We start from the raw sequence: 22574 nt of genomic DNA, 5'->3' as shown, positions 1-22574 counted from the left end.
CTCGCACAGCGATCACCTCCTGCGGTCGGCGGGGCCCGAAGCCGCGAGCCGGCCGTCCGGCTCGCAAACGGGATCATCGTACACCCGCCGAGGGAGGCGTCCGCACTCGCCCGATCGGCCGACCGGGCCGGCGTACCAACGCCACGAGGACGGCCGCCAGCAGCGGCAGCCAGCAGAGCCGCGCGACGATCCAGGCCGGGTCGTCCGGAGCGGTGTGCAGGCCGGGCAGGGCGAACCCGGTGCGGCCGAGCAGCACCGCGACACCGACGAGCACCGGCTGGTGCCAGAGCCAGATCCGCACCGCGTCCCGGTTGACCGCACCGGCCAGGCGCCCGGGCAGCCGCCGGCCCAGCAGGCGGGTCAGCGCCGGTCGGGCGGCCAGCCCCAGCCCCACCTGGGTCACGGCGAGTGCCACCGTCAGCAGGGAGGGCGGGTCGAGGTTGGACACCCCGGCACCCGGTACGCCGACGGCGCTGACCGGGTAGTCCAGCGCCACGAGCGCGGCGAGCCCGGCGGTGCCGGCGGCGGCCAGCCGCCGCCCGTACGGCCGGTCGGGCAGCCGCCCGTCGGCGTGCGCCAGCCCGAGCAGGTAGGGCACCGCCCAGGCGGCCAGCACCGCGACCGGCACCGGCTCGACATCGGTGCGGCGGGTGACCAGGTCGGCCACGGCCACCAGGCCCACGGCCGGTGCGGCGCAGCGCCACGGCCCCCACCGTCGCAGGGCGGCGCGAAGTGGACCGGTGAGTGCCACCAGCGCCAGCAGCGGCGCCAGGAACCACAGGGGACTGACCGTCAGCGTGAGCGCCACCGCGAGGGTCGCGTCGGGGGTGCCCGCGACGACGGCGGCCAGCAGCACGGCTGCCCCGGTGCCGAGCAGGGCCACGGCCGGCAGCACGAGCCGGCTCAGCCGGCGGGCCAGCCAGGCGCGGCTCCCCGTCGCCCGGGACGCCGAGCGGGCCGAGGCGTATCCGGCGGCGAAGAAGAACAGGCCGATGGTCTGGAACGCCCAGGTGGCGGGGGCCAGCCCGGGCATCGTGGCCAGCGGGCTCGCCTGCGCCAGCGAACCGTCGGAGGTTAGCACCAGGCCGGTGACCAACCAGTGGCCGAACACCACACCGGCCACCGCGTACGCCCGGAGCCCGTCGACCGCGAGGTCACGCGGCCGGCCGGCGCCGCTCACCGGGCCGCTCCCGGCACCGGCCCCGCCGTGCCGGCGAGGACCACCGAAGCTACCGCGTCCAGCGTCACGCAACCGGGCATCAGGTAGCCGTCGTGGCCGGTCGAACGGGCGACGGGCAGCGGCCGTGCCCCGAAGGCGGGATTCCCGGGCCGGATCCCGTGCCCGAGGCCGAGCAACGTCACCTGCGGCACCCGGCGGATCCAGTCGGCCGCCGCCTCGGCCGCCCAGACCCGCACGCCGTCGAGCTGGTCGGCCCGGTCCACGCCGGCGCCCACCCCGCCGAGAGTCACCACGTCGGTGACCTGCGGCGGCGCGTCGACGGCCGCGTACCCCACGACCAGCGCTCCATAGCTGTGCCCGATCAGCGTGATCCGCGCCCCGGGCCGGTGCCCGGCCAGCGTGCGCAGCAGGCCGGACAGGGCGGCTCCGCCGTGTCGGGCGCTGGCCGTGCCGGCGGCACCGGGCACTCCGTCGGGCGGGTCGTAGCCGAGCCAGGCGAGTACCGCCACCCGCGCTCCCGGGTCGGCCGTGCGCAGCGCCTCGTACACGTCGCGCGCCTGCCGTCCGGGCGCCCGCCGGGCGACGCCGCCCAGCCCTCGGTCGAAGTCGCTCACCGTGCTGCCCACCCCCGGCACCAGCACCGCGATCCGGTCCGCGGCGGCCAGGTCGCCGAGGACCTCGACGGCCCGGCCGTCCCCGAGCGCGTCGAAGACCAGGAACCGCCGTCCCTGGCGGGCCCACCGCTCGTACGGTGGGCCGGCCGCGCGCATCGCCGCCGCCGTCACCGGGTACGCCTCCACATAGGCGGCCACCGGTGCCGGGTCGGGTCGGGCCGGCAGCACCAGGCCGGTGCCGAGTCCGGTCGCCACCGCGAACCGGGCCACGCCTGTCCACCGCATCGCCGTTCTCCCTCCGCGTGATCCTGCGGTGGGCAGCGTGCGCGGGGCGCCGGTGCCGTGGCGTCACACCGGAGAGCTGTTCCCGACCCCGTACTCCGGTGTCACTCGCCGGCGGCCACCAGACCCGTCTCGTACGCGAGGACCACGGCCTGGGCGCGGTCGCGCAGGTGCAGTTTGGCGAGGATGCGGCCGACGTGGGTCTTGACGGTCTGTTCGGCGACCACCAGGTCGGCGGCGATCTCGGAGTTCGAGCGGCCCCGGGCGATCAGGCGCAGCACCTCGGTCTCCCGGGGGGTCAGTGCGGCCAGGGCGGTGGGGCGGGGGCGGCGCCGGTCGGGCCGGGCGGCGAACTCGGCGATCAGCCGCCGGGTGACCGCGGGCGCGAGCAGCGCGTCACCGGCGGCCACCACCCGGACGGCGTGCACCAGGTCGGCGGCGGGCGCGTCCTTGAGCAGGAAGCCGCTCGCCCCGGCCCGCAGCGCCTCGTAGACGTAGTCGTCCAGGTCGAAGGTGGTGAGGATCAGCACGCGCGGCCGGTCGGCCGGTCGGTCGCCGAGGAGCTGCCGGGTCGCCGCCAGACCGTCGAGCACCGGCATCCGGACGTCCATCAGCACCACGTCCGGGTCCAGGCGGCGGCTCGCGGCGACCGCCTGCGCGCCGTCCGCGGCGTCCCCGACGACGAGCAGGTCCGCCTGGGCGGCGAGGAGCGCGCCGAAGCCCTGCCGGACCATCGCCTGGTCGTCGGCGATCAGTACCCGGATCATCCGTTCCCGTCCTCCGTGTCCGCCCAGGGCAGCTCGGCGTGCACCGCGTAGCCGCCGTCGGCCGTGTGCCCGGCGGTGAACGTACCGCCGAGGGCGAGTGCCCGTTCCCGCATCCCGGTCAGTCCGTGCCCGCTGCCGCGCTCCGCCGGGCGGGCCGGTGCGGGGTCGTTCTCGACCCGTACGGTCAGGGTCCGCCCGTGCGCGCGGAGCGTGACGCGCACCGCGGCGCCGGGCGCGTGCCGGGCGGCGTTGGCCAGTGCCTCCTGCGCGATCCGGTACGCGGCGAGCCCCACCGGTGCCGGCACGGCCGGCGGCGGGCCGGCCGCGAGGGTGACCGTCATGCCGGCGCGGCGGGCGGTGTCCACGAGACCGGGCACGTCCGGCAGGCCGGGCTGCGGCGCCACCGGTGACGGCTCCGCCTCGTTGCGCAGCACCCCGAGCAGCCGGCGCATGTCCGCCAGCGCGGCGCGGGCGGAGCCGGCGATGGCGGTGAACTCGGCGCGGGTGCGCTCCGGCTGGTCGCCGAGCCGGTACGGGGCGCTCTCCGCCTGCACGGCGATCATCGACATGTGGTGCGCCACCACGTCGTGCAGCTCCCGGGCGATGCGGGCGCGCTCCTCCAGCACCGCCCGGCGGTCGCGTTCCCGCTCGCTGACCTCGGCCTGCTCGACCAGGGCAGCCTGGCTCTGCCGGCGGCGCCGGATCTGGTCGCCGAGGACCAGCAGGATGACCACCAGGACGGTGACGCCGTGGGCGTTGGCCTGTTCGTCGACGAACAGGTACACCGGCAGCAGCGTGAGCAGGCCGGCCCAGGCCGCGACGCCGGTGTCGGTGCGTGCCGCCACGGTGACGAGGACGAACAGCCAGCCGATGACCTGCACCGGGTTCCACGGCCAGGCCTCCTCGGGGGTGACGTCCATCACGCCGAGGAAGAGGGCCGGATAGCCGAGCCGCCACGCCCACAGCGGGCGGCGCACCGCGAGCGCGGGTGGGACGGTGGAGGCGACGGCCAGCACGAGCGCCCGCCCCTCGGGCGCGCCCCGGGTGTCCTGAAGGTACCGGGCCGCGGCGACGGTGAGGCCGATCGCGGCGAGCAGCCCGGCCTGGACGAGAACGTGCTGCCACCGACCCCGGCGGCGGCGCGGTGCGGGCGGCGTTTCGGCGCCGGCGAGCAGCCGGCCGAGGTCGCGCCGGGCCAGCCGTACCGGGCTGTCGGGTCGGGCCATCACCGCAGGCTACGTCGGCGCGGCCGGCCGGTCGTGCCGCCACAGGTTGACCCGCATCTCGTACCCCGGTATGACCTTGCCGGCGTTAGCGCTTACCTACCGGTAACCCCTAGGCTCCGACGCGACGCTGAGATCGGCTGAGCAGAGGGGGAAGCGTGGCCCGTACCGTGCTGGTGACCGGCGGCAACCGGGGGATCGGCCTGGCCATCGCGCAGGCCTTCGCCAAGCAGGGCGACCGGGTCGCGGTGACCCACCGCAGCGGCGACGCGCCCGAGGGGCTGTTCGGCGTCCGCTGTGACGTCACCGACTTCGACTCGGTCGACGCCGCGTTCGGCACCGTCGAGGCCGAGCTGGGGCCGGTGGAGGTGCTGGTCGCCAACGCCGGCATCACCGACGACACGCTGCTGATGCGGATGTCGGAGGAGCAGTTCACCCGGGTCCTGGACACCAACCTGACCGGAGCGTTCCGCTGCGCCAAGCGCGCCTCCGGCCGCATGCTGCGGGCCCGGTGGGGCCGCATGGTCTTCATCTCCTCGGTGATCGGCCTGTACGGCGGCCCGGGCCAGGTCAACTACGCCGCCAGCAAGGCGGGTCTGGTCGGCGTGGCACGCTCGATCACCCGGGAACTGGGCAGCCGCAACATCACCGCGAACGTCGTCGCGCCCGGCTTCATCGAGAGCGACATGACCGCCGAGCTGCCCGACGAGCGCCGCACCGAGTACCGCAAGGCCATCCCGGCGGGCCGGTTCGCGTCGCCCGACGAGGTCGCCGGTGTGGTCACCTGGATCGCCTCGGACGCCGCCGCCTACATCAGCGGCGCCGTCATCCCGGTCGACGGCGGCCTGGGCATGGGGCATTGAACAAGCACGGAGGACACAGCGACATGTCAGGACTGCTCGCCGGCAAGCGGCTGCTGATCACCGGCGTCATCACCGACGCCTCGATCGCCTTCTCGGTGGCGCGGCTCGCCCAGGAGAACGGCGCGCAGGTCGTGCTCACCGGCTACGGCCGGCTCTCCCTGGTCGAGCGCATCGCCAAGCGGTTGCCGCAGCCGGCGCCGGTGATCGAGCTCGACGTGACCGACAGCGACCACCTGGCCGGTCTCGCCGACCGGGTCCGGGAGCACGTCGACGGCCTCGACGGCGTCGTCCACTCCATCGGGTTCGCCCCGCAGAGCTGCCTCGGCGGCGGCTTCCTCGACGCGCCCTGGGAGGACGTCGCCACCGCCGTGCACGTGTCGACGTACTCGTACAAGTCGCTGGCGATGGCGGCGCTGCCGCTGATGTCGCCCGGCGGCGCGGTGGTGGGGCTCACCTTCGACGCCACCAGAGCGTGGCCGGTCTACGACTGGATGGGCGTCGCCAAGGCCGGCCTGGAGTCCGCCAGCCGGTACCTGGCGCTGCACCTCGGCCCGAAGGGCATCCGCAGCAACCTGGTGGCGGCCGGGCCGCTGCGCACCATCGCCGCCAAGTCGATCCCCGGGTTCGAGCAGTTCGAGGACGCCTGGTCCGAGCGGGCGCCGCTGGGCTGGAGCCTCACCGACTCCGAGCCGGCCGCGCGGGCCTGCCTGGCGCTGCTGTCCGACTGGTTCCCCGCCACCACCGGCGAGATCGTCCACGTCGACGGCGGCTACCACGCCATCGGCGCCTGAGGTGTAAGGAAGGGCCCCTTCTTAACGCCTCCGGCATAGGAAGGGCCCCTTCTTAACGCCCCGGGACCGGGGCCGTCGCCGCGCCGCGACAGGCAGCGGGGAAGAATGGGGACCATGGTGTACGACGCGGTGGTGCTGGTCTCCTTCGGCGGGCCCGAGCGGCCCGAGGACGTGATGCCGTTCCTGCAGAACGTGACCCGGGGTCGGGGCGTGCCGCCGGAGCGGCTGGCCGAGGTCGCCGAGCACTACCTGCACTTCGGCGGCGTGTCGCCGATCAACCAGCAGTGCCGGGAGCTGCTCGCCGCGGTCCGGGAGGACTTCGCCGCCAACGGCGTCGACCTGCCGGTCTACTGGGGCAACCGGAACTGGGACCCGATGCTCGCCGACACCGTGGCGCGGATGCGCGACGACGGCGTCAAGCGGGCGCTGGCGTTCGTGACCAGCGCGTTCGGCGGCTACTCGTCCTGTCGGCAGTACCAGGAGGACATCGCCGCCGCGCGCGCCGCGGTCGGCCCGGACGCCCCGGTCATCGAGAAGCTGCGGCAGTTCTGGGACCATCCCGGCTTCGTCGAGCCGCACGCCGACGCGGTGAAGACGGCGCTGGCCCAGCTCGACCCGGCCCGGCGGGACAGCACCCGGATCGTGTTCACCGCCCACTCGGTCCCCCTCTCGGCGGCGGCCAGCGCCGGCCCGAACGGCGGCCGGTACACCGCCCAGCTGGCCGAGACCGCCCGGCTGGTGCACGCTTCCGCCGCCCCGGACCTGCCGTACGACCTGGTGTGGCAGAGCCGCTCCGGGCCGCCGCAGGTGCCGTGGCTGGAGCCGGACGTCAACGACCATCTGGCCACGCTCGCCGAGCAGGGCGTCACAAGCGTGGTGGTCAGTCCGATCGGGTTCGTCTCCGACCACCTCGAGGTGGTGTGGGACCTCGACACCGAGGCCCTGGAGACGGCCAAGCAGGTCGGCCTGGACTTCGTCCGCGCCGGCACGCCCGGCACCGACCCGCGGTTCGTGGCGATGGTGCGCGAACTGGTCCGCGAGCGCACCGACCCGGACGGCGCGACGCTGCGCCGGCGCCTCGGCGAGCTTCCGATGTGGGACACCTGCCCGTCGGTCTGCTGCGTCCCGGCCCGCCGCCCCAACTGACCGCCCCGGCGGCCCGACCCCTGGACTGACGAGATGCATGACCGCAAGCCCGTCGAGAGCTGGCTCACCGACATGGACGGCGTGCTGGTGCACGAGGGCCAGCCGGTGCCCGGCGCACCGGAGTTCATCACCCGGCTGCGCGCCTCCGGCAAGCCGTTCCTGGTGCTGACCAACAACTCCATCTACACCCCGCGCGACCTGCAGGCCCGGCTGGCCCGGATGGGGCTGGACGTGCCGGAGTCGTCGATCTGGTCGTCGGCGCTGGCCACCGCGCAGTTCCTGGCCGACCAGCGGCCGGGTGGCACCGCGTACGTCATCGGGGAGGCCGGCCTGACCACGGCGCTGCACGCGGTCGGCTACGTGCTCAGCGACTTCGCGCCGGACTACGTGGTGCTGGGGGAGACCCGCACCTACAGCTTCGAGGCGATCACCAAGGCGATCCGGCTGATCAACGACGGAGCCCGTTTCATCTGCACGAACCCGGACGCCACCGGCCCGTCGGTCGAGGGCGCGTTGCCCGCCGCCGGTTCGGTCGCCGCGATGATCTCGAAGGCGACCGGGGTGGAGCCCTACTTCGTCGGCAAGCCGAACCCGATGATGATGCGCTCGGCGTTGAACACGATCGACGCCCACTCGGAGACGACGGCGATGATCGGTGACCGGATGGACACCGACATCCTCTGCGGGCTGGAGGCCGGGCTGGAGACGATCCTGGTGCTCACCGGGATCAGCAGCCGGGCCGAGGCGGAGCGCTACCCGTACCGGCCGTCGCGGATCGTCGACTCCGTCGCCGACCTGATCGACGAGATCTGACGCGGGCCGCCGTCGCGGTCGCCCGCCGCGCGCGGCCGACGGCTCCGCGCGGGTCCCGGTTGCCACGCGGGTACGCCGTCGGCGCGCCGGTCAGCGGAGGAAGCCGGCCACCACCGGCGCGAGGGTCGTGGCGGGCACCTGATGCCACTCGCCGGGCAGGCTGCGGTGGACGGCGTTCGGCAGCAGCGCCGCTGCGGTGGCGGCCATGCCGGTGAGGTCGTCGGTGCTGCCGCCGCTGTCGAGGACCAGCGTCGGCGCGGTCGCCCGGGCGAGCAGCTCCGCGGTGGTGGCCTCGCTGAGGCTGCTGTCGTACGCGAGGGTGTGCGCCACCGACACCATCGCCGTCCAGTGCGGCGTGCCCCGCATGCCTGCCACGATCTCCTCCGGCACGCCGATGGCGGTCAGGAAGAAGGCGACCGCGTCCGCGTCGGACAGCTCGCGCAGCGTGGCCGTGAACGCCCGTTGCTCGGCCGAGTCCACCGTGGGGTCGAGCGGTGGCTCCAGCAGGACCAGCCGGTGGATGTCGAGGCTGGCGGCCGCCGCGTGCAACGCGAGGAGGCAACCGGACGAGTACCCGTACAGCGACGTCGGGGCGCCGATCGCGGCGATGAGCGCGGCGAGATCCTCGACCTCGCGCTCGGGCGCGTACGGCGGGGTGTCCGTGCTGTCGCCGCGTCCCCGGCGGTCGTAACGGTGGACCGCGAACTCGGCGGCGAGCAGGTCGGCCAGCTCGCCGTGGGCGCTGTTGGCCCGGTAGTGCCCGGCGGCGTCGACGAGGATCAGCGGCGGCCCGGAGCCGGCGCTCTCGTACGCGATGCGGGTGCCGTCCCGCGAGGTCACGGTTCCCATGAACTGAACGGTACAGTACAGTTCAGGCATGCGGAAGGACCTCAAGCGGCGGACGATCCTCGACGCCGCGCTCGCGGAGTTCCTGGAGCACGGCTACCTCGGCGCCGGGATGGACCGCGTCGCCACGCGGGCCGGTGCGTCCAAGGTGACCGTGTACGCGCACTTCGCCGACAAGCAGGCCCTCTTCGAGGCGGTGTTCACGCAGGCCGTCGCCGACGCCGAGCGGGCCGGCTCGGCGTTCGTCGACGCGCTCGCCGAGTCCGACGACCTGCCCCGCGACCTGCGCGCCTTCGCCCGAGAGCACATCGTCACGGTCACCCGCCCGCACCTCGTGCGGTTGCGCCGCATGCTCATTGGAGAGGCCGGCCGCTTCCCCGACCTGGCCCGCGCCTGGCACCGGGCCGCGCCGGAGCGCGGGCACGCCACTCTCGCCGCCGTCATCACGCGACTCACCCGGCGAGGGCTGCTGCGGGCTCCCGATCCGCTGCTCGCCGCCCAGCACCTCAACTACCTGATCCTGTCGGTCCCGCTGAACGAGGCGATGTTCGCCGTGCGGGACACGTTCCCGACGGCGGAGCTGGACCGCTGGGCCGACGAGGCGGTCCGCGTCTTCCTCGCCGCGTACGGCGTCTAGAGCCGCCCCGGACGGCCATTCGGGCCGGGGCCACAACCATGCCGTTGCACCCGCCGGGCGGTCGGCGCGGCCGCACCTGCTGCCCCGGCGCGCGGGCAGGGGCGGGCGGGGTCGGTGCGCGGGGCCGGCGGTCCGTTACGGGCGCAGCGGGGCGTTGCAGGCGGCGACCAGTGCCTGCCGGCAGGCGGTGGTCAGCGGGCGCAGTGCGGCGTCGCGCTGCTGGGCCTCGTAGTTGTTGATCGCGCCACCCGGCGCGGCGTGCCCGGCCAGGGCCAGCACCCGGTCGAGCACGGCGGCGCGGGCGAAGAGCCGGCGGGCCCGCGGATCGAACCCGGGCGGCAGGTCGGTGGTGCCGTCCGGGCGGCGCAGCGCTTCCAGCGCGCCGGCCAGCTCGGGGCGCCACTGCGCCACGTCGAGCCGGGTCAGGGCGGCCGTGGTCTCGGCCAGGGCGGCGGCCAGCTCCGCCTCGGCCTCGGCGGCGCCGGGCAGGGCGAGTGAGGCGGCCGGGGCGTCGGCGGGCAGCGGGTAGACCCGCCACAGCACCGTCTCGAAGGTGTCCCCCGAGCCGGAGGTGTGCGTGCGGACCTGCGGAATCAGGCCGAGACTCCCGGCGACCACGGCCTCGCCGGCGAGCAGCGCGGCGCCGGCGAAGTCACCGGGCCCGGGCAGCCCGCGCGGGTCGCCGGGAGCGGGCAGCACCAGGCGGATGTCGTCGGGCGAGAGCTTGGCGAGCGTCGGCAGCGCTTCGGGCAGCGGGACGTCGGTCCAGGTGCCCGGGGCGTCCGCGACCAGGTGCTCCTCGTCACCGGCGATGGCGTCGGCTACCTCGTCGAATGGCACCAGCCCGGCGCGCCACGCGCGCACCCAGGCAACGAACCGGCTGGACCGGCGCGGCGCGAGAGTGACCGCGCCCGCTGCGGGGGTGGACATGCCGAAAGGGTACGTGCTGACGGCCACCCCTGTCTCGACTGCCGCTCCGGCCCGCCCTTCTCTCGCCGATCATGGAGTTGTGGTGGGCGTTTCAGGGCGTTCAGTCGCCTTTGTCAAGCACCACCACTCCATGATCGACCAGGGGTTGGGCGGCGTGCCGGAGCGGGCGGGTGCGGGGGGCGCGGGTTAGCGTGATCGACATGGTGGGGCGGTACGACCGGGACGTGTTGGCGGGGGACTGGCGGCGGCGGAAGGTGACCCCGGAGATCGAGGCCGAGATCGATCTCGTGGTCGAGGACGCCGACTCGGGCTTCTGCGGTGCGGTGGTCGGGTTCGAATCGGGTGCGGTGGTGCTCGAGGACCGGCACGGGCGGCGACGCAACTTCCCGCTGCGGCCGGCGGCGTTCCTGCTCGACGGCCAGCCGGTGACCCTGCGGCGCCCGGCGCGTCCGGCGGTCCCGGCCGCCCGGCGACGGACCGCCTCCGGATCGATCGCCGTCGACAACGTCCGTGCCCGGGTCGCCAAGGCCAGCCGGATCTGGGTGGAGGGCGTCCACGACGCCGCGCTCGTCGAGCGGATCTGGGGCGACGACCTGCGGATCGAGGGCGTGGTGGTGGAGCCGTTGGACGGCGTCGACGCCCTCGACGCGGAGATACGCGACTTCGCCCCCGGCCCGGGCCGGCGGCTGGGCGTCCTCGTCGACCACCTCGTGCCCGGCTCCAAGGAGAGCCGGATCGTGGCCCGGGTGACCTCGCCGTACGTGCTGGTGACCGGGCACCCCTACGTCGACGTGTGGCAGGCGGTGAAGCCGGCTGCGCTGGGTATCCGGGCCTGGCCGGTGGTGCCGCCCGGCCAGCCCTGGAAGGAGGGCGTCTGCGCCGCCCTCGGCGTGGCCGAGCCGGCCGACTTGTGGCGGCGCATCCTCGCCCGGGTGGACAGCTTCGCCGACGTCGAGACCCCGCTGATCAACGCGATGGAGCGCCTGATCGACTTCGTGACCGAACCGGAGGGGTGAGCCGCCGGTCCGCTCAGGGCTCCTCGTCCGGGTCGCGGGTGAAGACGAAGGTGGCGATGTCCAGCGCCACCGCCGCCCCCGACCCGTCGCGCAGCACCGACAGGATCTCGCCGTACTCCGGCCCGCAGCTGCCCCGCCAGCGGTCCGGGCCCGCCGGCCCGAACCGGCTGATCCGCTCCCCGCGAACCGCGGCCACCAGCTCACCCGTCCCGTGGTCCCAGGTGAGGTCCATCGGTACGCCCATCCACCACCAGCGCCCCGCCAGCTCGGCCGTCCCGGCCGGCGGCGGCTGGGCCGGCCGCCAGGGCGCCGGCGGCACCGGCTCGGTGTCCAGCACCAGGTCGAGGATCCGCAGGGCGAGGCTGCCGATCCCGCCGGTGCGGAAGCCGTACGAGTTGGCGAAGCCCACGACGGCGGTGCGGCTCGGCCGGTGCACGACCAGGGCGGCCACGTAGCCGGGCATCGACCCGCCGTGGCCCACGTACACGCGGTCGCCGCGCCGGTACAGCTCCAGCCCCAGCCCGTGCCCGCCGCTCCACGAGTCCAGGTCGTTGATCACCACCGGTGCGCACATCTCGGTGACGGTCTCCGGAGCCAGGACGTCGGGTGCGGGGTCGGCGAGGAACGCCGCCCAGCGGGTCAGGTCCCCGACCGTGGACCAGAGCTGCCCGGCGGGCGCCATCGCCCCGGTGTCGGTCCGGGGCTCCTCGCGCAGGGTGTCCGTGAAGGGGTGTACGACGTAGCCGCGGGCGAACGGCTCGGTGGCGGCGTACGTGGTGCGGCGCATCCCGAGTGGTTCCAGGATCCGCTCGCGCACCAGGTCGGCCCAGGACGTGCCGGTGACCCGCTCGAGCACGCCGCCGAGCAGCCCGTACGCGAGGTTCGAGTAGTGGTACGACCGGTACGGCGGGTACGCGATCTTGTCGGGCGTCACGCCGCCGAGCAGGGCGGGCAGGTCGCCGCCCTCGGCCCGCTCCCACCAGGCGCCCACCGGCTCGCGTTGCAGGCCGCTCGAGTGGCCGAGCAGTTCGCGCAGGGTGAGCCGGCCGCCCGCCGTGCCCGGCAGGTGCCGTTCCAGCGGATCGTCCAGGGCGAGCCGGCCGGCGTCGCGCTCGGCCAGCACCAGGGTGGCGGTCATCGTCTTGCTGATCGAGCCGATCCGGTACTGCAGGTCGGCGTCGGGCCGCGGATGGTCCCCGGCTGTGGCGAGGTGGGCCAGGGCGCCGCCACGGACCAGGCCGATGACCAGCGACGGCGTGCGGCCGGTGGACTGCGCCTCGGCGACCATGGTGTCGATCTGACGGGTGGTACCGGGTAGAAGGGGCACATTTCCTCCTCGGTGGGCGGTTGCCGGGAGCCTACTGATCATGACAGTTCGATGACACGTGCATTTGCATGTCACGATCGTGTACGTGGACGCGGTGCTGTGGATCGTGCTCGGCGTGGTGCTAGCCGTCGCCGAGATCTTCACGACGACACTTTTCCTGATCATGTTCGCGGTCGGCGCCTTCGCCGCCGCGGGCGCCGCGGCGCTGGGCGCTCCCGTGGAGATCCAGGCGATCGTCTTCGCGATCGTCTCCGCGCTGACCGTGCTGGGCGTCCGGCCGTCGCTGCGCCGGCGTGCCTCGCTCACCGCCAGCGAGGAGCCGTTCGGTGTCGGAGCGATCGAGGGGACCACGGCGCTCGTCCTGGAGCAGGTCGACGTCGACCACGGCCTCGTCAAGATCGACGGCGAGCTGTGGCAGGCCCGCTCCTACGACGCGACCCAGACCTTCGTCCCGGGTGACCGGGTGCAGGTGATCCAGCTTCGTGGCGCCACCGCCCTGGTGTGGCGGGACGACCTTTCTTCCCCCGGCGAGCTACCCGACGCGAAAAGGTGAGTACATGGAATTCGTGTTCCCGGCCCTGTTGATCGCCGTGGCGGTCATCGCCGTGGTGACGCTGGCCAAGGCGGTGCGGATTGTGCCGCAGCAGCGCCAGGACGTGGTGGAACGGCTCGGCCGTTACAAGCGCACCCTGAACCCGGGCCTCAACCTGCTGGTGCCGTTCATCGACGCGGTGCGTACGAAGGTCGACATGCGGGAGCAGGTGGTCAGCTTCCCGCCCCAGCCGGTCATCACCTCGGACAACCTGGTCGTCTCGATCGACACCGTCCTCTACTTCAAGGTGGTGGACTCGGTCCGGGCGACGTACGAGATCTCGAACTTCCTCCAGGCCATCGAGCAGCTCACGGTCACCACGCTGCGTAACGTCATCGGCTCGCTCGACCTCGAGCGGGCGCTGACCAGCCGCGAGGAGATCAACCGGCACCTGTCCGGCGTGCTCGACGAGACCACCGGCCGGTGGGGCATCAAGGTGACCCGGGTGGAGATCAAGGCGATCGAGCCGCCGCCGAGCATCCGCGACTCGATGGAGAAGCAGATGCGCGCCGAGCGGGACCGCCGCGCGGCGATCCTCAACGCGGAGGGGCACAAGCAGTCGCAGATCCTGACCGCCGAGGGTGAGAAGCAGGCGGCGGTGCTGCGGGCCGACGGTGACCGGCAGGCACGCATCCTGCAGGCCGAGGGCCAGGCCAAGGCGATCCGCACCGTCTTCGACGCGATCCACCAGGCCAACCCGAGCCAGAAGGTGCTCGCCTACCAGTACCTGCAGGCGCTGCCGCAGATCGCCAACGGCACCGCGAACAAGGTCTGGATCGTCCCGGCGGAGCTGACCAAGGCCCTCGAGGGCATGGGCGGCGCGCTGGGCGGGCTGAGCCAGATGGTCGGCGACGCGCCGACGCCGGAGGCCTCCGACGGCGCCAGCCAGGTCGAGCAGGAGGCGGCCGAGGCCGCGCAGGCCGCGGCGGCCGCCGCCCAGCAGATCCACGACGAGGTACGCGTCGCCGAGGCGCAGGCCTCGGGCGGCAAGAGCGCGCCGCAGGGGCTTCCGGCGCCCGAGCCGGTGTCCCCGGCGAGCCTGCTCACCGATCCGGCCGACCAGCGCGAGCGGGGCTGACCGGAGGGCTCGCCCGACCGGGCCGGCCAAATACGAGAAACTCTCATGGGGCGCTCCGGTGCCTGCCACGATCGGTCTTAGGACGGGTGGTGACCAGGCCTCGGGGCGCCCCGGCGCGTCCCGCACCGCTCGTGCGGAGCGAGGTGACGCATGAAGGATCCGGGCAGGCGGGCACGAACCTCGGCGGAGATCGGGGCGCACGACCCCGTCGCGCCGCTCGGCACCCGGCGTGCCGGCGGGGGGTTCGGGGTGCTGCCCTTCGTCGCCGAACCCAGGTGGACCGCACCGGCCACCAACGCGACCTGGGCGTGGTCCCTGCGCCGGCTGGCCCGCGCGGCGGTCTGGCTGCTCCCGGCGTACGCGATCCTCTACGGCCTCGTGTCGATGGCCAGTGACGGCGGTGTCGGCAACGACCCGTACCCCGCCGACGGCCGGCCCCTCTACCTGGTGGGCTGGGTCGCGGCGGTGTGGCTCGGCCTGCTCGCGATACTCGCCCTGACCGGCCTGCTGGCGGCGACCCGCAGCCGCCGTGCCGCGGTGACCGGCCTCCTGCTCGGTCTCGCCGGCACCGTGCTCATGCTCCCGTTCGCGGGCCTGGCCGAGGAGACGCCGGTCTTCGGCACCACCGCGCGCATGCTGGTGCTCGTCGGCTCCGCCTGCTATAGCCTGGGCTGGCTGGCCACCGGTTGGGCGGTGGCCCGGTCGGGCGCGTTCAGCATGGGCGACGGCACCATGCTGATGATCGCGGCGCCGCTGCTCGGCCTGGCCGGCTCGCTCATCGGTTCGCTGCAGACGTTCGGCGCGATCTTCGTGCTGATCGCCGGCATCGGCATCGGCTACCGCTCGGGCCGCCTGACCCCGCGGGACATCATCCGCGACGCCACGGCCGCCAGCCTCAGCACACCCACCCCACCCACCCCGACCACCCCCCAGGGCCCCCTCCCAACCTGATCCCCACCCGCCCCGCCCGCGTTGATCATGAAGTTATCGCGGTCCGCGTCGGCGTGTCGCCACTACAACTTCATGATCAACCGGGGGTGGGCGGGTGGGGCTGGGAGGGGGCTGGTTACTCGCCGTGAGGTTGCTGACAACCGGTCGCTGCGGGTGGGCGGTTGGTGGCTTTCGTGGCAATCCTTGGGGACCATGGCCACCCGTACGCCGCTCGCGCGGCTGTTCACCGTGCTGCTCGCCGGCGTTCTCGCCGGTCTCGTCCTGGCGGTCGCCGCGCTGCCGGGCAACCTGCTGCTCGGCTTCACCGCCCGCGCGGCCTTCGGGAGCTACGAAGCGCTGCCGGACGCCCTGCGTACGCCGGCCACCCCCCAGCGCTCCTACCTCTACGCCAACGACGGCAGGACGCTGCTCACCACGTTCTACGACGTGAACCGGACGGACGTGCCGCTGGCGGACATCGCCCCGGTGATGCGGGAGGCGATCGTCGCCGCCGAGGACCGCCGCTTCTACGACCACGGTGGCGTCGACCTGCGTGGCCTGGCGCGCGCCCTGGTCGCGAACGTCTCCGACGGCGAGACCGCGCAGGGCGGCTCGACGCTCACCATGCAGTACGTCCGCAACGTGCTCAAGACCGACCCGGGCCGCACCGCCGAGGAGCGCGCCGCCGCGACCGAGCAGACCGTCGGGCGCAAGCTCCAGGAGATCCGGTACGCGAACGCGCTGGAGCAGCGCCTCGGCAAGGACGAGGTCCTCAACCGCTACCTGAACATCGCGTACTTTGGCTCCGGGGCGTACGGCATCGCCGCCGCCAGCCAGCGGTACTTCGCCAAGGCGCCGGCGGACCTGACGCTCGCCGAGGCGGCGCTGCTCGCCGGCCTGGTGCAGTCGCCGGAGGCGTACAGCCCGATCGACGGCGACGCGGACGCGGCGCTCGTCCGGCGGGCGTACGTGCTGGACGCCATGGTCGCGACGGGCGCGATCACCGCCGACCAGGCCGCCGCGGCCAAGGCCGAGAAGCTGGCGCTGCGGCCCACCGCACAGCCCAACGGCTGCACCGCGATGGCGGGCGGTCACGACGACTGGGGCTTCTTCTGCGACTACCTGCGGCAGTGGTGGCTCACCCAGCCCGCCTTCGGCGAGACGGTCGAGGAGCGCGAGCAGGCGCTGCGCCGCGGCGGCTACACCGTGGTCACCTCGCTGGACCCCCAGATCCAGGCGACCGCGCAGAAGCAGGCGACAAGCGTCTACGGATACGGCAACAAGCGCGCCCTGCCGATCGCCGCGGTCGAGCCGGGAACCGGCCGCGTCCTCGCGATGGCCGTGAACCGGCACTACAGCCTGGCGCCGAACCCGGACGGCCAGACCAACCACCCGAACACCGTCAATCCGCTGATCTCCGGTGGCGGCAGCGTCGCCGGCTACCAGGCCGGGTCGACGTTCAAGCTGTTCACCATGCTCGCCGCCTTGGAGGCGGGCAAGCCCCTGTCCACCGGCTTCGACGCGCCGAGCCGCCTGCCGACCCGGTACGCCGCCGACGGCGACGGCGCCTGCGACGGGCGCTGGTGCCCGGCCAACGCCAACCCGGAGTGGATGGACGGCTACCGGATGATGTGGGACGGCTTCGGCCGTTCGGTGAACACGTACTTCGTCTGGCTCGCCGAGCAGGTCGGGCCGGAGAAGGTGGTCGAGATGGCCCAGCGCCTCGGCATCACCTTCCGGGCCGACGCCGACGCCGCGTTCGCCGCGAACGACGCCGAGAACTGGGGCGCCTTCACCCTCGGGGTCGCCTCGACGACTCCGCTGGACCTGGCCAACGCGTACGCGACGGTCGCCGCGGAGGGGACGTACTGCGCGCCGCTGCCGGTGGTCTCGGTGACCGCGTCGGACGGCTCGACGGTGCCGGTCGAGCCGTCCTGCAAGCGGGTGCTCGACGCCGACGTGGCCCGGGCCGCGACCGACGCGGCGCGCTGCCCGGTCGGCCAGCAGTCCCCGTTCGGCCAGTGCAACGGCGGCACCGCCACCGCGGTGAACCGGATCCTGGACGGCCGGCCGGTCGCCGGCAAGACGGGTAGCTCCGAGGGCAACGCCACCGAGACGTTCGTCGGCTTCACCCCGCAGGTCGCGGTCGCCGGCATCGCCGCCAACCCGGACGACGCGACGGACGCGGTCGGCGGGCCGGTCCAGGCGCGGGTGATCGAGGCGGTCGCCCGGGTGATCGCCACCGCCGTCAAGGGCGAGCCGGAGAGGGCGTTCGCCGCGCCCAGCCCCGAGCTGGTCGGCGACCCCCGCCGCCCGGTCGAGCGCCCGGAGCCGGACGACCGCCGGCCCCGGCGCGACCCGGCCGAGGACCCGCTGGAGAACTTCCGCCGCTGGCTCGACCGCCGCGGCTGAGATGTAAGGAGGGGCCCCCTGTTAACGCCTCGCGTTGTACAGGGGGCCCTTCTTAACACCGCACTGCACCGCGCGGCACCGCACTGCACCGCGCGGCACCGCACTGCACCGCGCGGCACCGCACCGCACCGCGCGGCGCTGCGCGGTCGCCGCAGCAGTCGGTCAGCGCACCGCGCCGCCCCGGGCCCGGCAGGTGTCCCGGACATGCCAGAAGTCGCGCAGGTAGTCGTCGTGCATACCGCGCCCCATGATGCGCAGCAGGGTCTCGTCGGCCTGCCGCAGCGCCGAGACCGCGTAGTTGTGGCTTCCGGTGAAGACCCGGGGCACGATGTCGTCGTCGTACGCGCCGTCGATCAGCATGTACTTGTTGTGGGTCCGGACGTCCAGCCCCGGGCCGACGTTGAAGTTGCACCTGGTGAGCTGGATGGTGCTGCTTAGCGCGTTGAGCACCGCCGTGTTCGCCTCGGTGTAGACGACGTCGACCCAGCAGCCGGCGTTGCGTAGCGCGGTGAGCCGTTTGGCGACCTCGGGCCGGGTGAACGAGTACATGTTGACCCGGATGTCGGTCTGCCGGCGGGTGCCCGCGTCGTCGTAGCTGCACGAGGCCACGGAGTTCAGGATGCTGACGACGGTGTCGGTGGCGGGGTCGGAGACCGGCTGGCCGGACCGTTCCCGGCGCGGGAAGAAGTGCGCCTTGTAGGTGCTGCCGGTCGGCGTCACCCAGTAGTAGTTGTTGTCACCGGTCGAGCTGTACCGGTGGGAGCGCAGGTCCGCGAAGTACGTCCGGTACGCGGTGTACGTCGCGGCGTCGCTGAAGGTGACTCCGTTGTTGTACGCCTCGTTCGCGTCCCACCAGGTCAGGTTCGCCGAGCCCTGGAAGACCACGTTGGAGACGGTCGCCCCGCTGTCGAGCACGATCTTCGAGGCGGTGAGGAACTTGTTGTGGTTGTACGCGGTGACCGTCGAGTCGGTGTAGCTGATCGCCCGCGTACCGATGCAGCCACGGTCCTGGCTGGGGAATCGGTCCGAGCAGTGCACGATGTACGAGCCGGCGGCGTCGTTCGAGCCGAGGACCGGCTGCAGCCGTTGGAACGGGCGCCCGCTCGCCGAGGAGTGGTCGAGGATGATCTTCACCCGTACGCCCCGCTGGTGGGCGCGGATGAGGCGGCCGGGGATGTCCGGCGTGGTGGCCGTGTCGGTGACGTCCGAGAACGAGAAGTGGAACCAGGACATCTGAATCTCCTCGCCCGCCGGGACCCGGTCGATGATCCGGGCGAGCTGCGCGAAGATCGCGTTCTGTTCGGCGACGGTGCCGAGCGGCCGGCTGAACACCGGCTTGTTCAGCACCGGGTCGGGTTCGGCGGCGCTGGCCGGCGCGGGGAGCAGGGCGGGGACACCGGCGGCGGCGAGGAGGGTCGTGAAGACCAGTGCCGACCGGGTCGCGAGGCGTGGCAGAAATCTACAAATCTGCATACCTGGATGATGTCAGCGAACCGGGCCGCCGAGCTACCCCCTCACCCGCTCGTACGCGGCACCACCAGGCCCGACTCGTACGCGAGCACCACGAGTTGCGCGCGGTCGCGGGCCCGCAGCTTGGTCATCGCGCGGTTGACGTGGGTCTTGGCGGTCACCGGGCTGATCACCATGCGTCCGGCGATCTCGTCGTTGGACAGGCCCAGCGCGACCAGGGCGACGGCCTCGCGTTCGCGGGTGGTGAGCTGCGCCAGCGCGGCGGCGGCGTCCGTGGGCGGCGGCTGGGTGACGTACCGGTCGATCAGCTTGCGGGTGATCGACGGTGCGAGCAGCGCGTCACCGCGGGCGGCGACGCGGACGGCGTGCAGGAAGTCCTCCGGCAGGATGTCCTTGACGAGGAAACCGGCCGCGCCGGCCCGCAACGCGTGGAAGACGTACTCGTCCAGCCCGTAGTTGGTGAGGATGACGACGTGCACTCCGGCCAGGGCGGGATCCGCCGCGATGCGCCGGGTCGCCTCGATGCCGTCGACGACCGGCATCTGGACGTCGATGAGCGCGAGGTCGGGCAGGTGCCGCCGAGCCAGGGCCACCCCCGCGCCGCCGTCGGCGGCCTCGGCGACAACGGTGATGTCGTCCTCGGCGTCGAGCAGCGCGCGGAAGCCGCTGCGGATCAGCGGTTGATCGTCGACCAGCAGGACCCGGATCACGACGCACGCTCCACGGGGAGTTCCGCGTGGACGGTGAAGCCGCCCTCGTCGCGCGACCCGGTGCGGAGCCGTCCACCGACGGCGGCCACCCGTTCCCGCATCCCGAGGAGCCCGACGCCGGGCGTCGGCGTGGATCCCGGCGTGGCTCTGCCGTCGTCGTCGACCTGGATGAGCACCGCGTCGGGACGGTGGACGATCCGGACCGACGCGGTGGCGGCCGCGGCGTGGCGGGTGATGTTGGTGAGCGACTCCTGCACGATCCGGTACGCGGTCCGGTCGACGGCAACCGGTACGGCACGGCGGCTCCCTTCGACCGTCAACGTCACGTCCAGGCCGGCTGTCCGTACCCGCCGCACCAGGTCCGGGACCTGGCGCAGCCCGTACCCTGTGGTGTTGCCGTCGTCGCGCAGCGCCTCCAGGGTCGCGCGCAGCTCGCGGGCCGCCTCCCGCCCGGCGTCCCGGATCGCCAGCAGCGCCTCCGGCACCTGCTCACCCCGTTTCTGCGCCAGGTGTACGGCGGCCTCGGCGTGCACCTTGATCACCGAGATCTGGTGGGTGAGCGAGTCGTGCAGTTCCCGCGCGATGTGCAGCCGCTCCTCGTCGGCGCGGCGCAGCGCGATCTCCTCGCGGGTGCGTTCGGCCTCGTCCGCCCGCCGCTCGGCCTGGCGCAACGCTTCGCCCGCCGCACCGGCGGCGATCAGCCAGGCCAGCTCAAGGACGCCGCGGGCCTGCAGGAGCGCCTCGCCCACGTCGCGCAGACCGGAGAGCGTCGCCGCCAGGGGGAGCGCGACAAGCATGACCACGCTCGTCACCACAGTGGCGGTGCGATGCCCGGCCCGCACCGTCGCGTACACCGCGACCAGGTACGCGACCGCGAACACGGTGAATCCGGCGGCCTGGTAACCCACCGCGCAGGCTCCGGTGCCGACCAGGACGGCGACCGGGGCGCGCCGGCGCGCGGCCAGCGCCAGACCACCGGCCGCCAGCAGCGTGACGCCGAGCAGACCCGCGCCACCGGCCGGGCGGTCTCCGGACAGCCCGCTGATCAGCAGGATCGCCGCCACCCCGACCGCGATCAGCCAGTCCCGGACCCGCAATCGTGGGCTGCTCATGCGCGCACCATAACCGGGCGCCTGCCCCGGCGACTCGTGCGCGGGAACGAGCCGCGCCTACCACGTACGCGGTATCCGCACGGCCCGCACCCACGCTCGCAGCAGCGTGAAGTGTCCACATCGGCACGACGCAACGGGACGGGTCCACCGGACAGGATCAGCGACATCCGGACACGAAGGAGAACCTCATGCCGATCAGTGACCTGCTCGCCGCGTCCACCGTCGACGCGTACACCCTGACCGGGGACCGCCTCGTGGCCACCGTGGCCGCGATCGCCACGCTGGCCGCCGTGATCATCGGCGGGCTGGCGCTCGCCCGCCCCGCCGGCCGCAGCGGGAGGCGGAACGCGCTCGTGGCGGTGGTGGCGGGGGTGACCGGCACGCTCGTGGGCGGGCTGGTGGTGGGCACCGCCGACGGTGGCCCCGGCACCGGCAACGGCATCGTCGGCGGGTACGCGGCCCTGGTGCTGGGGCTGGTCGCCGCCCTCCTCGGCGGGCTGGCGCTCGCCCGCACCCGCCGCACCGCCTGAAGACCCAGCCACCGAGGATCGCGCCGACCGGCGGCGGGCCACCTAGTGACGCGGATCGACCGGCGCAGACGGCCGCCGCGGACCGCCCTGCGGTGGCGGCCGGCTCCGGCTGGCCGCCACCCACCGGCAGCCGGACCGACCGGTGCCGCCCACGGACCCTGGTGAGGCTGCTATCGGCTCGGGAGCGATCGCGGTAGCCCGAAGGATGGGAGGACGGTGTTCTCGAAACGGGTCATGGCGCAGATCCGGGCGCCGGTGAGAGTGAGGACGTAGAGACCGGTCCCATGGCTGATGCCGTTCGGGGAGCGTAGGTATGCGCCGAACGCGGGTTGACCGTTGGCTCGCGTCGGGACGAGGTCGAACCGCCGACCGGCGTGGAAGATGCTGGCGCAGAAGCGGGCCACGACGTCCCGGCCCTCGTACTCGAAGGGCATCGGTGGCATCGAGATGAAGACGTCGTCGGTCAGGAGGGCCACCAGCGCGTCCAGATCGGCGGACTCCCAGGCACGGAGGAACTTCGCCACGATCGCATCCTCAGCGGCTGAGTCGGGGACGGGTGACCGTTCGCGGTCGTCGGTCGTGGGCCGTCGGTGCTGCAGGCCGGCGCGCGCCCGTTTGAGAGCGCTCTTGACCGACTCGACGCTTGAGCCCAGCATGCCGGCCACCTCGTTCGCCTGGTAGCCGAGGACGTCGCGCAGGATGAGCACGGCGAGCTGGCGAGGCGGCAGAATTTGAAGGGCGGTTACGAAGGCCAGGGAGATGGCTTCGGTCTGCTCGTAGCGGGCCGCTGGGCCGAGGGGCGCGTCGATGGCTCCCTCGAGCAGGGCGTCGGGAAATGGTTCGAGCCAGACGACCTCGCCGATCCGCGTCGGCTCGGGCGGTTCAACATCGGGTACGTCCCACTGCTTGGCCGGGCGTCGACTGGCGGACCGGCGTGCGTTGAGGCACCGGTTGGTGGTGATGCGGTAGAGCCAGGTGCGCAGCGAGGCCCGTCCCTCGAACCCTCCGAGGCCTCGCCAGGCGGCCAGCAGCGCCTCCTGCAGGGTGTCCTCGGCGTCCTGGAACGATCCGAGCATCCGGTAGCAGTGCACCTGCAGCTCCCGGCGGTACGGTTCGGTCAGCTCCCGGAACGCGTCGCCGTCCCCGGCCTGCGCCCTGCGGATCAAGTCAGCTGCCGCTTCCTCCACCTCGGGCCACCCTCTTCCCGCGAGTTGTCGCGCTTCCTGTCTGGACACCGGCCAAGGGGCGAACGGGGCGGTTGGCGGGCGCCACTTTCGCCACGCGGCGTTGTCTACATCATCGGTA

Annotated in this window: 22 protein-coding genes; 11 read left to right on the top strand and 11 right to left on the bottom strand. The window is 73.5% G+C overall.

Features of this window, described 5'->3' with window-relative positions; genetic code table 11:
- Positions 1-73: 73 nt before the first annotated feature.
- The 4 genes from ABTW87_RS10490 to ABTW87_RS10475 form a co-directional block, all read right to left on the bottom strand.
- A complete protein-coding gene (locus tag ABTW87_RS10490) occupies positions 74-1180 on the bottom strand; it encodes an acyltransferase family protein (protein WP_350650526.1) in 1107 nt (368 codons plus the stop codon).
- Positions 1177-2079: an alpha/beta hydrolase gene (locus ABTW87_RS10485; protein WP_350650525.1), complete on the bottom strand. Its 903-nt coding sequence runs from the start codon at positions 2077-2079 to the stop codon at positions 1177-1179. The genes ABTW87_RS10490 and ABTW87_RS10485 overlap by 4 nt, the downstream gene beginning before the upstream one ends.
- Positions 2080-2180: 101 nt before the next feature.
- The gene (locus tag ABTW87_RS10480; RefSeq protein WP_350650524.1) at positions 2181-2843 is read right to left on the bottom strand and encodes a response regulator; all 663 of its coding nucleotides are present in this window, start codon (positions 2841-2843) and stop codon (positions 2181-2183) included.
- Positions 2840-4069 carry a sensor histidine kinase gene (locus ABTW87_RS10475; protein ID WP_350650523.1) on the bottom strand — a complete coding sequence of 410 codons (1230 nt, stop codon included), beginning with the start codon at positions 4067-4069 and terminating at the stop codon, positions 2840-2842. Before ABTW87_RS10475 ends, ABTW87_RS10480 begins: the two co-directional genes overlap by 4 nt.
- Positions 4070-4224: 155 nt before the next feature.
- On the opposite strand from ABTW87_RS10475, the gene fabG reads away from it, so the two are divergent.
- From fabG to ABTW87_RS10455, 4 genes are all read left to right on the top strand, one after another.
- Entirely contained in the window at positions 4225-4929 is a 705-nt protein-coding gene (gene fabG / locus ABTW87_RS10470) for a 3-oxoacyl-ACP reductase FabG (protein WP_350650522.1), read from the top strand.
- Between the two features lie 23 nt (positions 4930-4952).
- Entirely contained in the window at positions 4953-5720 is a 768-nt protein-coding gene (gene fabI, locus ABTW87_RS10465; RefSeq protein WP_350650521.1) for an enoyl-ACP reductase FabI, read from the top strand.
- A gap of 114 nt (positions 5721-5834) precedes the next feature.
- Positions 5835-6866, top strand: a complete 1032-nt coding sequence (locus ABTW87_RS10460; RefSeq protein WP_350650520.1) for a ferrochelatase — start codon at positions 5835-5837, stop codon at positions 6864-6866.
- A gap of 33 nt (positions 6867-6899) precedes the next feature.
- The gene (locus tag ABTW87_RS10455) at positions 6900-7679 is read left to right on the top strand and encodes an HAD-IIA family hydrolase (RefSeq protein WP_350650519.1); all 780 of its coding nucleotides are present in this window, start codon (positions 6900-6902) and stop codon (positions 7677-7679) included.
- 90 nt (positions 7680-7769) lie between these two features.
- On the opposite strand, the gene ABTW87_RS10450 is transcribed toward ABTW87_RS10455, so the two are convergent.
- The gene (locus ABTW87_RS10450; protein WP_350650518.1) at positions 7770-8528 is read right to left on the bottom strand and encodes an alpha/beta fold hydrolase; all 759 of its coding nucleotides are present in this window, start codon (positions 8526-8528) and stop codon (positions 7770-7772) included.
- Between the two features lie 28 nt (positions 8529-8556).
- Here ABTW87_RS10450 and ABTW87_RS10445 point away from each other — a divergent pair, with 28 nt between their 5' ends.
- Positions 8557-9162 (top strand): TetR/AcrR family transcriptional regulator, encoded by a 606-nt coding sequence (locus tag ABTW87_RS10445; RefSeq protein ID WP_350650517.1) that lies wholly within the window; start codon positions 8557-8559, stop codon positions 9160-9162.
- 135 nt (positions 9163-9297) lie between these two features.
- On the opposite strand, the gene ABTW87_RS10440 is transcribed toward ABTW87_RS10445, so the two are convergent.
- On the bottom strand, positions 9298-10092 hold the full coding sequence (locus tag ABTW87_RS10440; RefSeq protein WP_350650516.1) for an Rv1486c family protein: 795 nt from the start codon (positions 10090-10092) through the stop codon (positions 9298-9300).
- A 200-nt stretch (positions 10093-10292) separates the two neighbouring features.
- Here ABTW87_RS10440 and ABTW87_RS10435 point away from each other — a divergent pair, with 200 nt between their 5' ends.
- Positions 10293-11108, top strand: a complete 816-nt coding sequence (locus ABTW87_RS10435; protein WP_350650515.1) for a DUF3097 domain-containing protein — start codon at positions 10293-10295, stop codon at positions 11106-11108.
- A gap of 13 nt (positions 11109-11121) precedes the next feature.
- Here the strand turns inward: ABTW87_RS10435 and ABTW87_RS10430 are convergent, their stop codons facing one another.
- Complete coding sequence (locus ABTW87_RS10430; RefSeq protein ID WP_350650514.1) at positions 11122-12435, bottom strand: serine hydrolase domain-containing protein; 1314 nt, start codon at positions 12433-12435, stop codon at positions 11122-11124.
- An 85-nt stretch (positions 12436-12520) separates the two neighbouring features.
- Between ABTW87_RS10430 and ABTW87_RS10425 the strand changes: the two genes are divergently transcribed.
- The 4 genes from ABTW87_RS10425 to ABTW87_RS10410 all read left to right on the top strand — a co-directional run bounded on the left by ABTW87_RS10425 (position 12521) and on the right by ABTW87_RS10410 (position 17447).
- Positions 12521-12988, top strand: coding sequence for an NfeD family protein (locus tag ABTW87_RS10425; RefSeq protein ID WP_350650560.1), 468 nt, complete (start codon positions 12521-12523; stop codon positions 12986-12988).
- A 4-nt stretch (positions 12989-12992) separates the two neighbouring features.
- A complete protein-coding gene (locus ABTW87_RS10420) occupies positions 12993-14105 on the top strand; it encodes an SPFH domain-containing protein (protein WP_350650513.1) in 1113 nt (370 codons plus the stop codon).
- A 150-nt stretch (positions 14106-14255) separates the two neighbouring features.
- Positions 14256-15056, top strand: a complete 801-nt coding sequence (locus ABTW87_RS10415) for a hypothetical protein (RefSeq protein WP_350650512.1) — start codon at positions 14256-14258, stop codon at positions 15054-15056.
- Positions 15057-15248: 192 nt separating this feature from the next.
- A complete protein-coding gene (locus ABTW87_RS10410) occupies positions 15249-17447 on the top strand; it encodes a transglycosylase domain-containing protein (protein ID WP_350650511.1) in 2199 nt (732 codons plus the stop codon).
- A gap of 162 nt (positions 17448-17609) precedes the next feature.
- Here the strand turns inward: ABTW87_RS10410 and ABTW87_RS10405 are convergent, their stop codons facing one another.
- From ABTW87_RS10405 to ABTW87_RS10395, 3 genes are read right to left on the bottom strand one after another with little or no spacing between them, the layout of a single operon-like run.
- A complete protein-coding gene (locus tag ABTW87_RS10405) occupies positions 17610-18920 on the bottom strand; it encodes a phospholipase D-like domain-containing protein (protein ID WP_350650510.1) in 1311 nt (436 codons plus the stop codon).
- Between the two features lie 41 nt (positions 18921-18961).
- Positions 18962-19627 (bottom strand): response regulator, encoded by a 666-nt coding sequence (locus ABTW87_RS10400; RefSeq protein ID WP_350650509.1) that lies wholly within the window; start codon positions 19625-19627, stop codon positions 18962-18964.
- Positions 19624-20739 carry an ATP-binding protein gene (locus ABTW87_RS10395; protein ID WP_350650508.1) on the bottom strand — a complete coding sequence of 372 codons (1116 nt, stop codon included), beginning with the start codon at positions 20737-20739 and terminating at the stop codon, positions 19624-19626. The genes ABTW87_RS10400 and ABTW87_RS10395 overlap by 4 nt, the downstream gene beginning before the upstream one ends.
- Positions 20740-20927: 188 nt before the next feature.
- Between ABTW87_RS10395 and ABTW87_RS10390 the strand changes: the two genes are divergently transcribed.
- Complete coding sequence (locus ABTW87_RS10390; protein ID WP_350650507.1) at positions 20928-21269, top strand: DUF6223 family protein; 342 nt, start codon at positions 20928-20930, stop codon at positions 21267-21269.
- Between the two features lie 170 nt (positions 21270-21439).
- Here ABTW87_RS10390 and ABTW87_RS10385 read toward each other — a convergent pair whose 3' ends face one another.
- Positions 21440-22456: a sigma-70 family RNA polymerase sigma factor gene (locus tag ABTW87_RS10385; RefSeq protein ID WP_350650506.1), complete on the bottom strand. Its 1017-nt coding sequence runs from the start codon at positions 22454-22456 to the stop codon at positions 21440-21442.
- Positions 22457-22574: the final 118 nt, after the last annotated feature.

This window comes from Micromonospora sp. NPDC126480, from assembly GCF_040302465.1.
Lineage (GTDB): Bacteria > Actinomycetota > Actinomycetes > Mycobacteriales > Micromonosporaceae > Micromonospora.
This window is presented reverse-complemented; position numbering and strand designations above follow the sequence as displayed.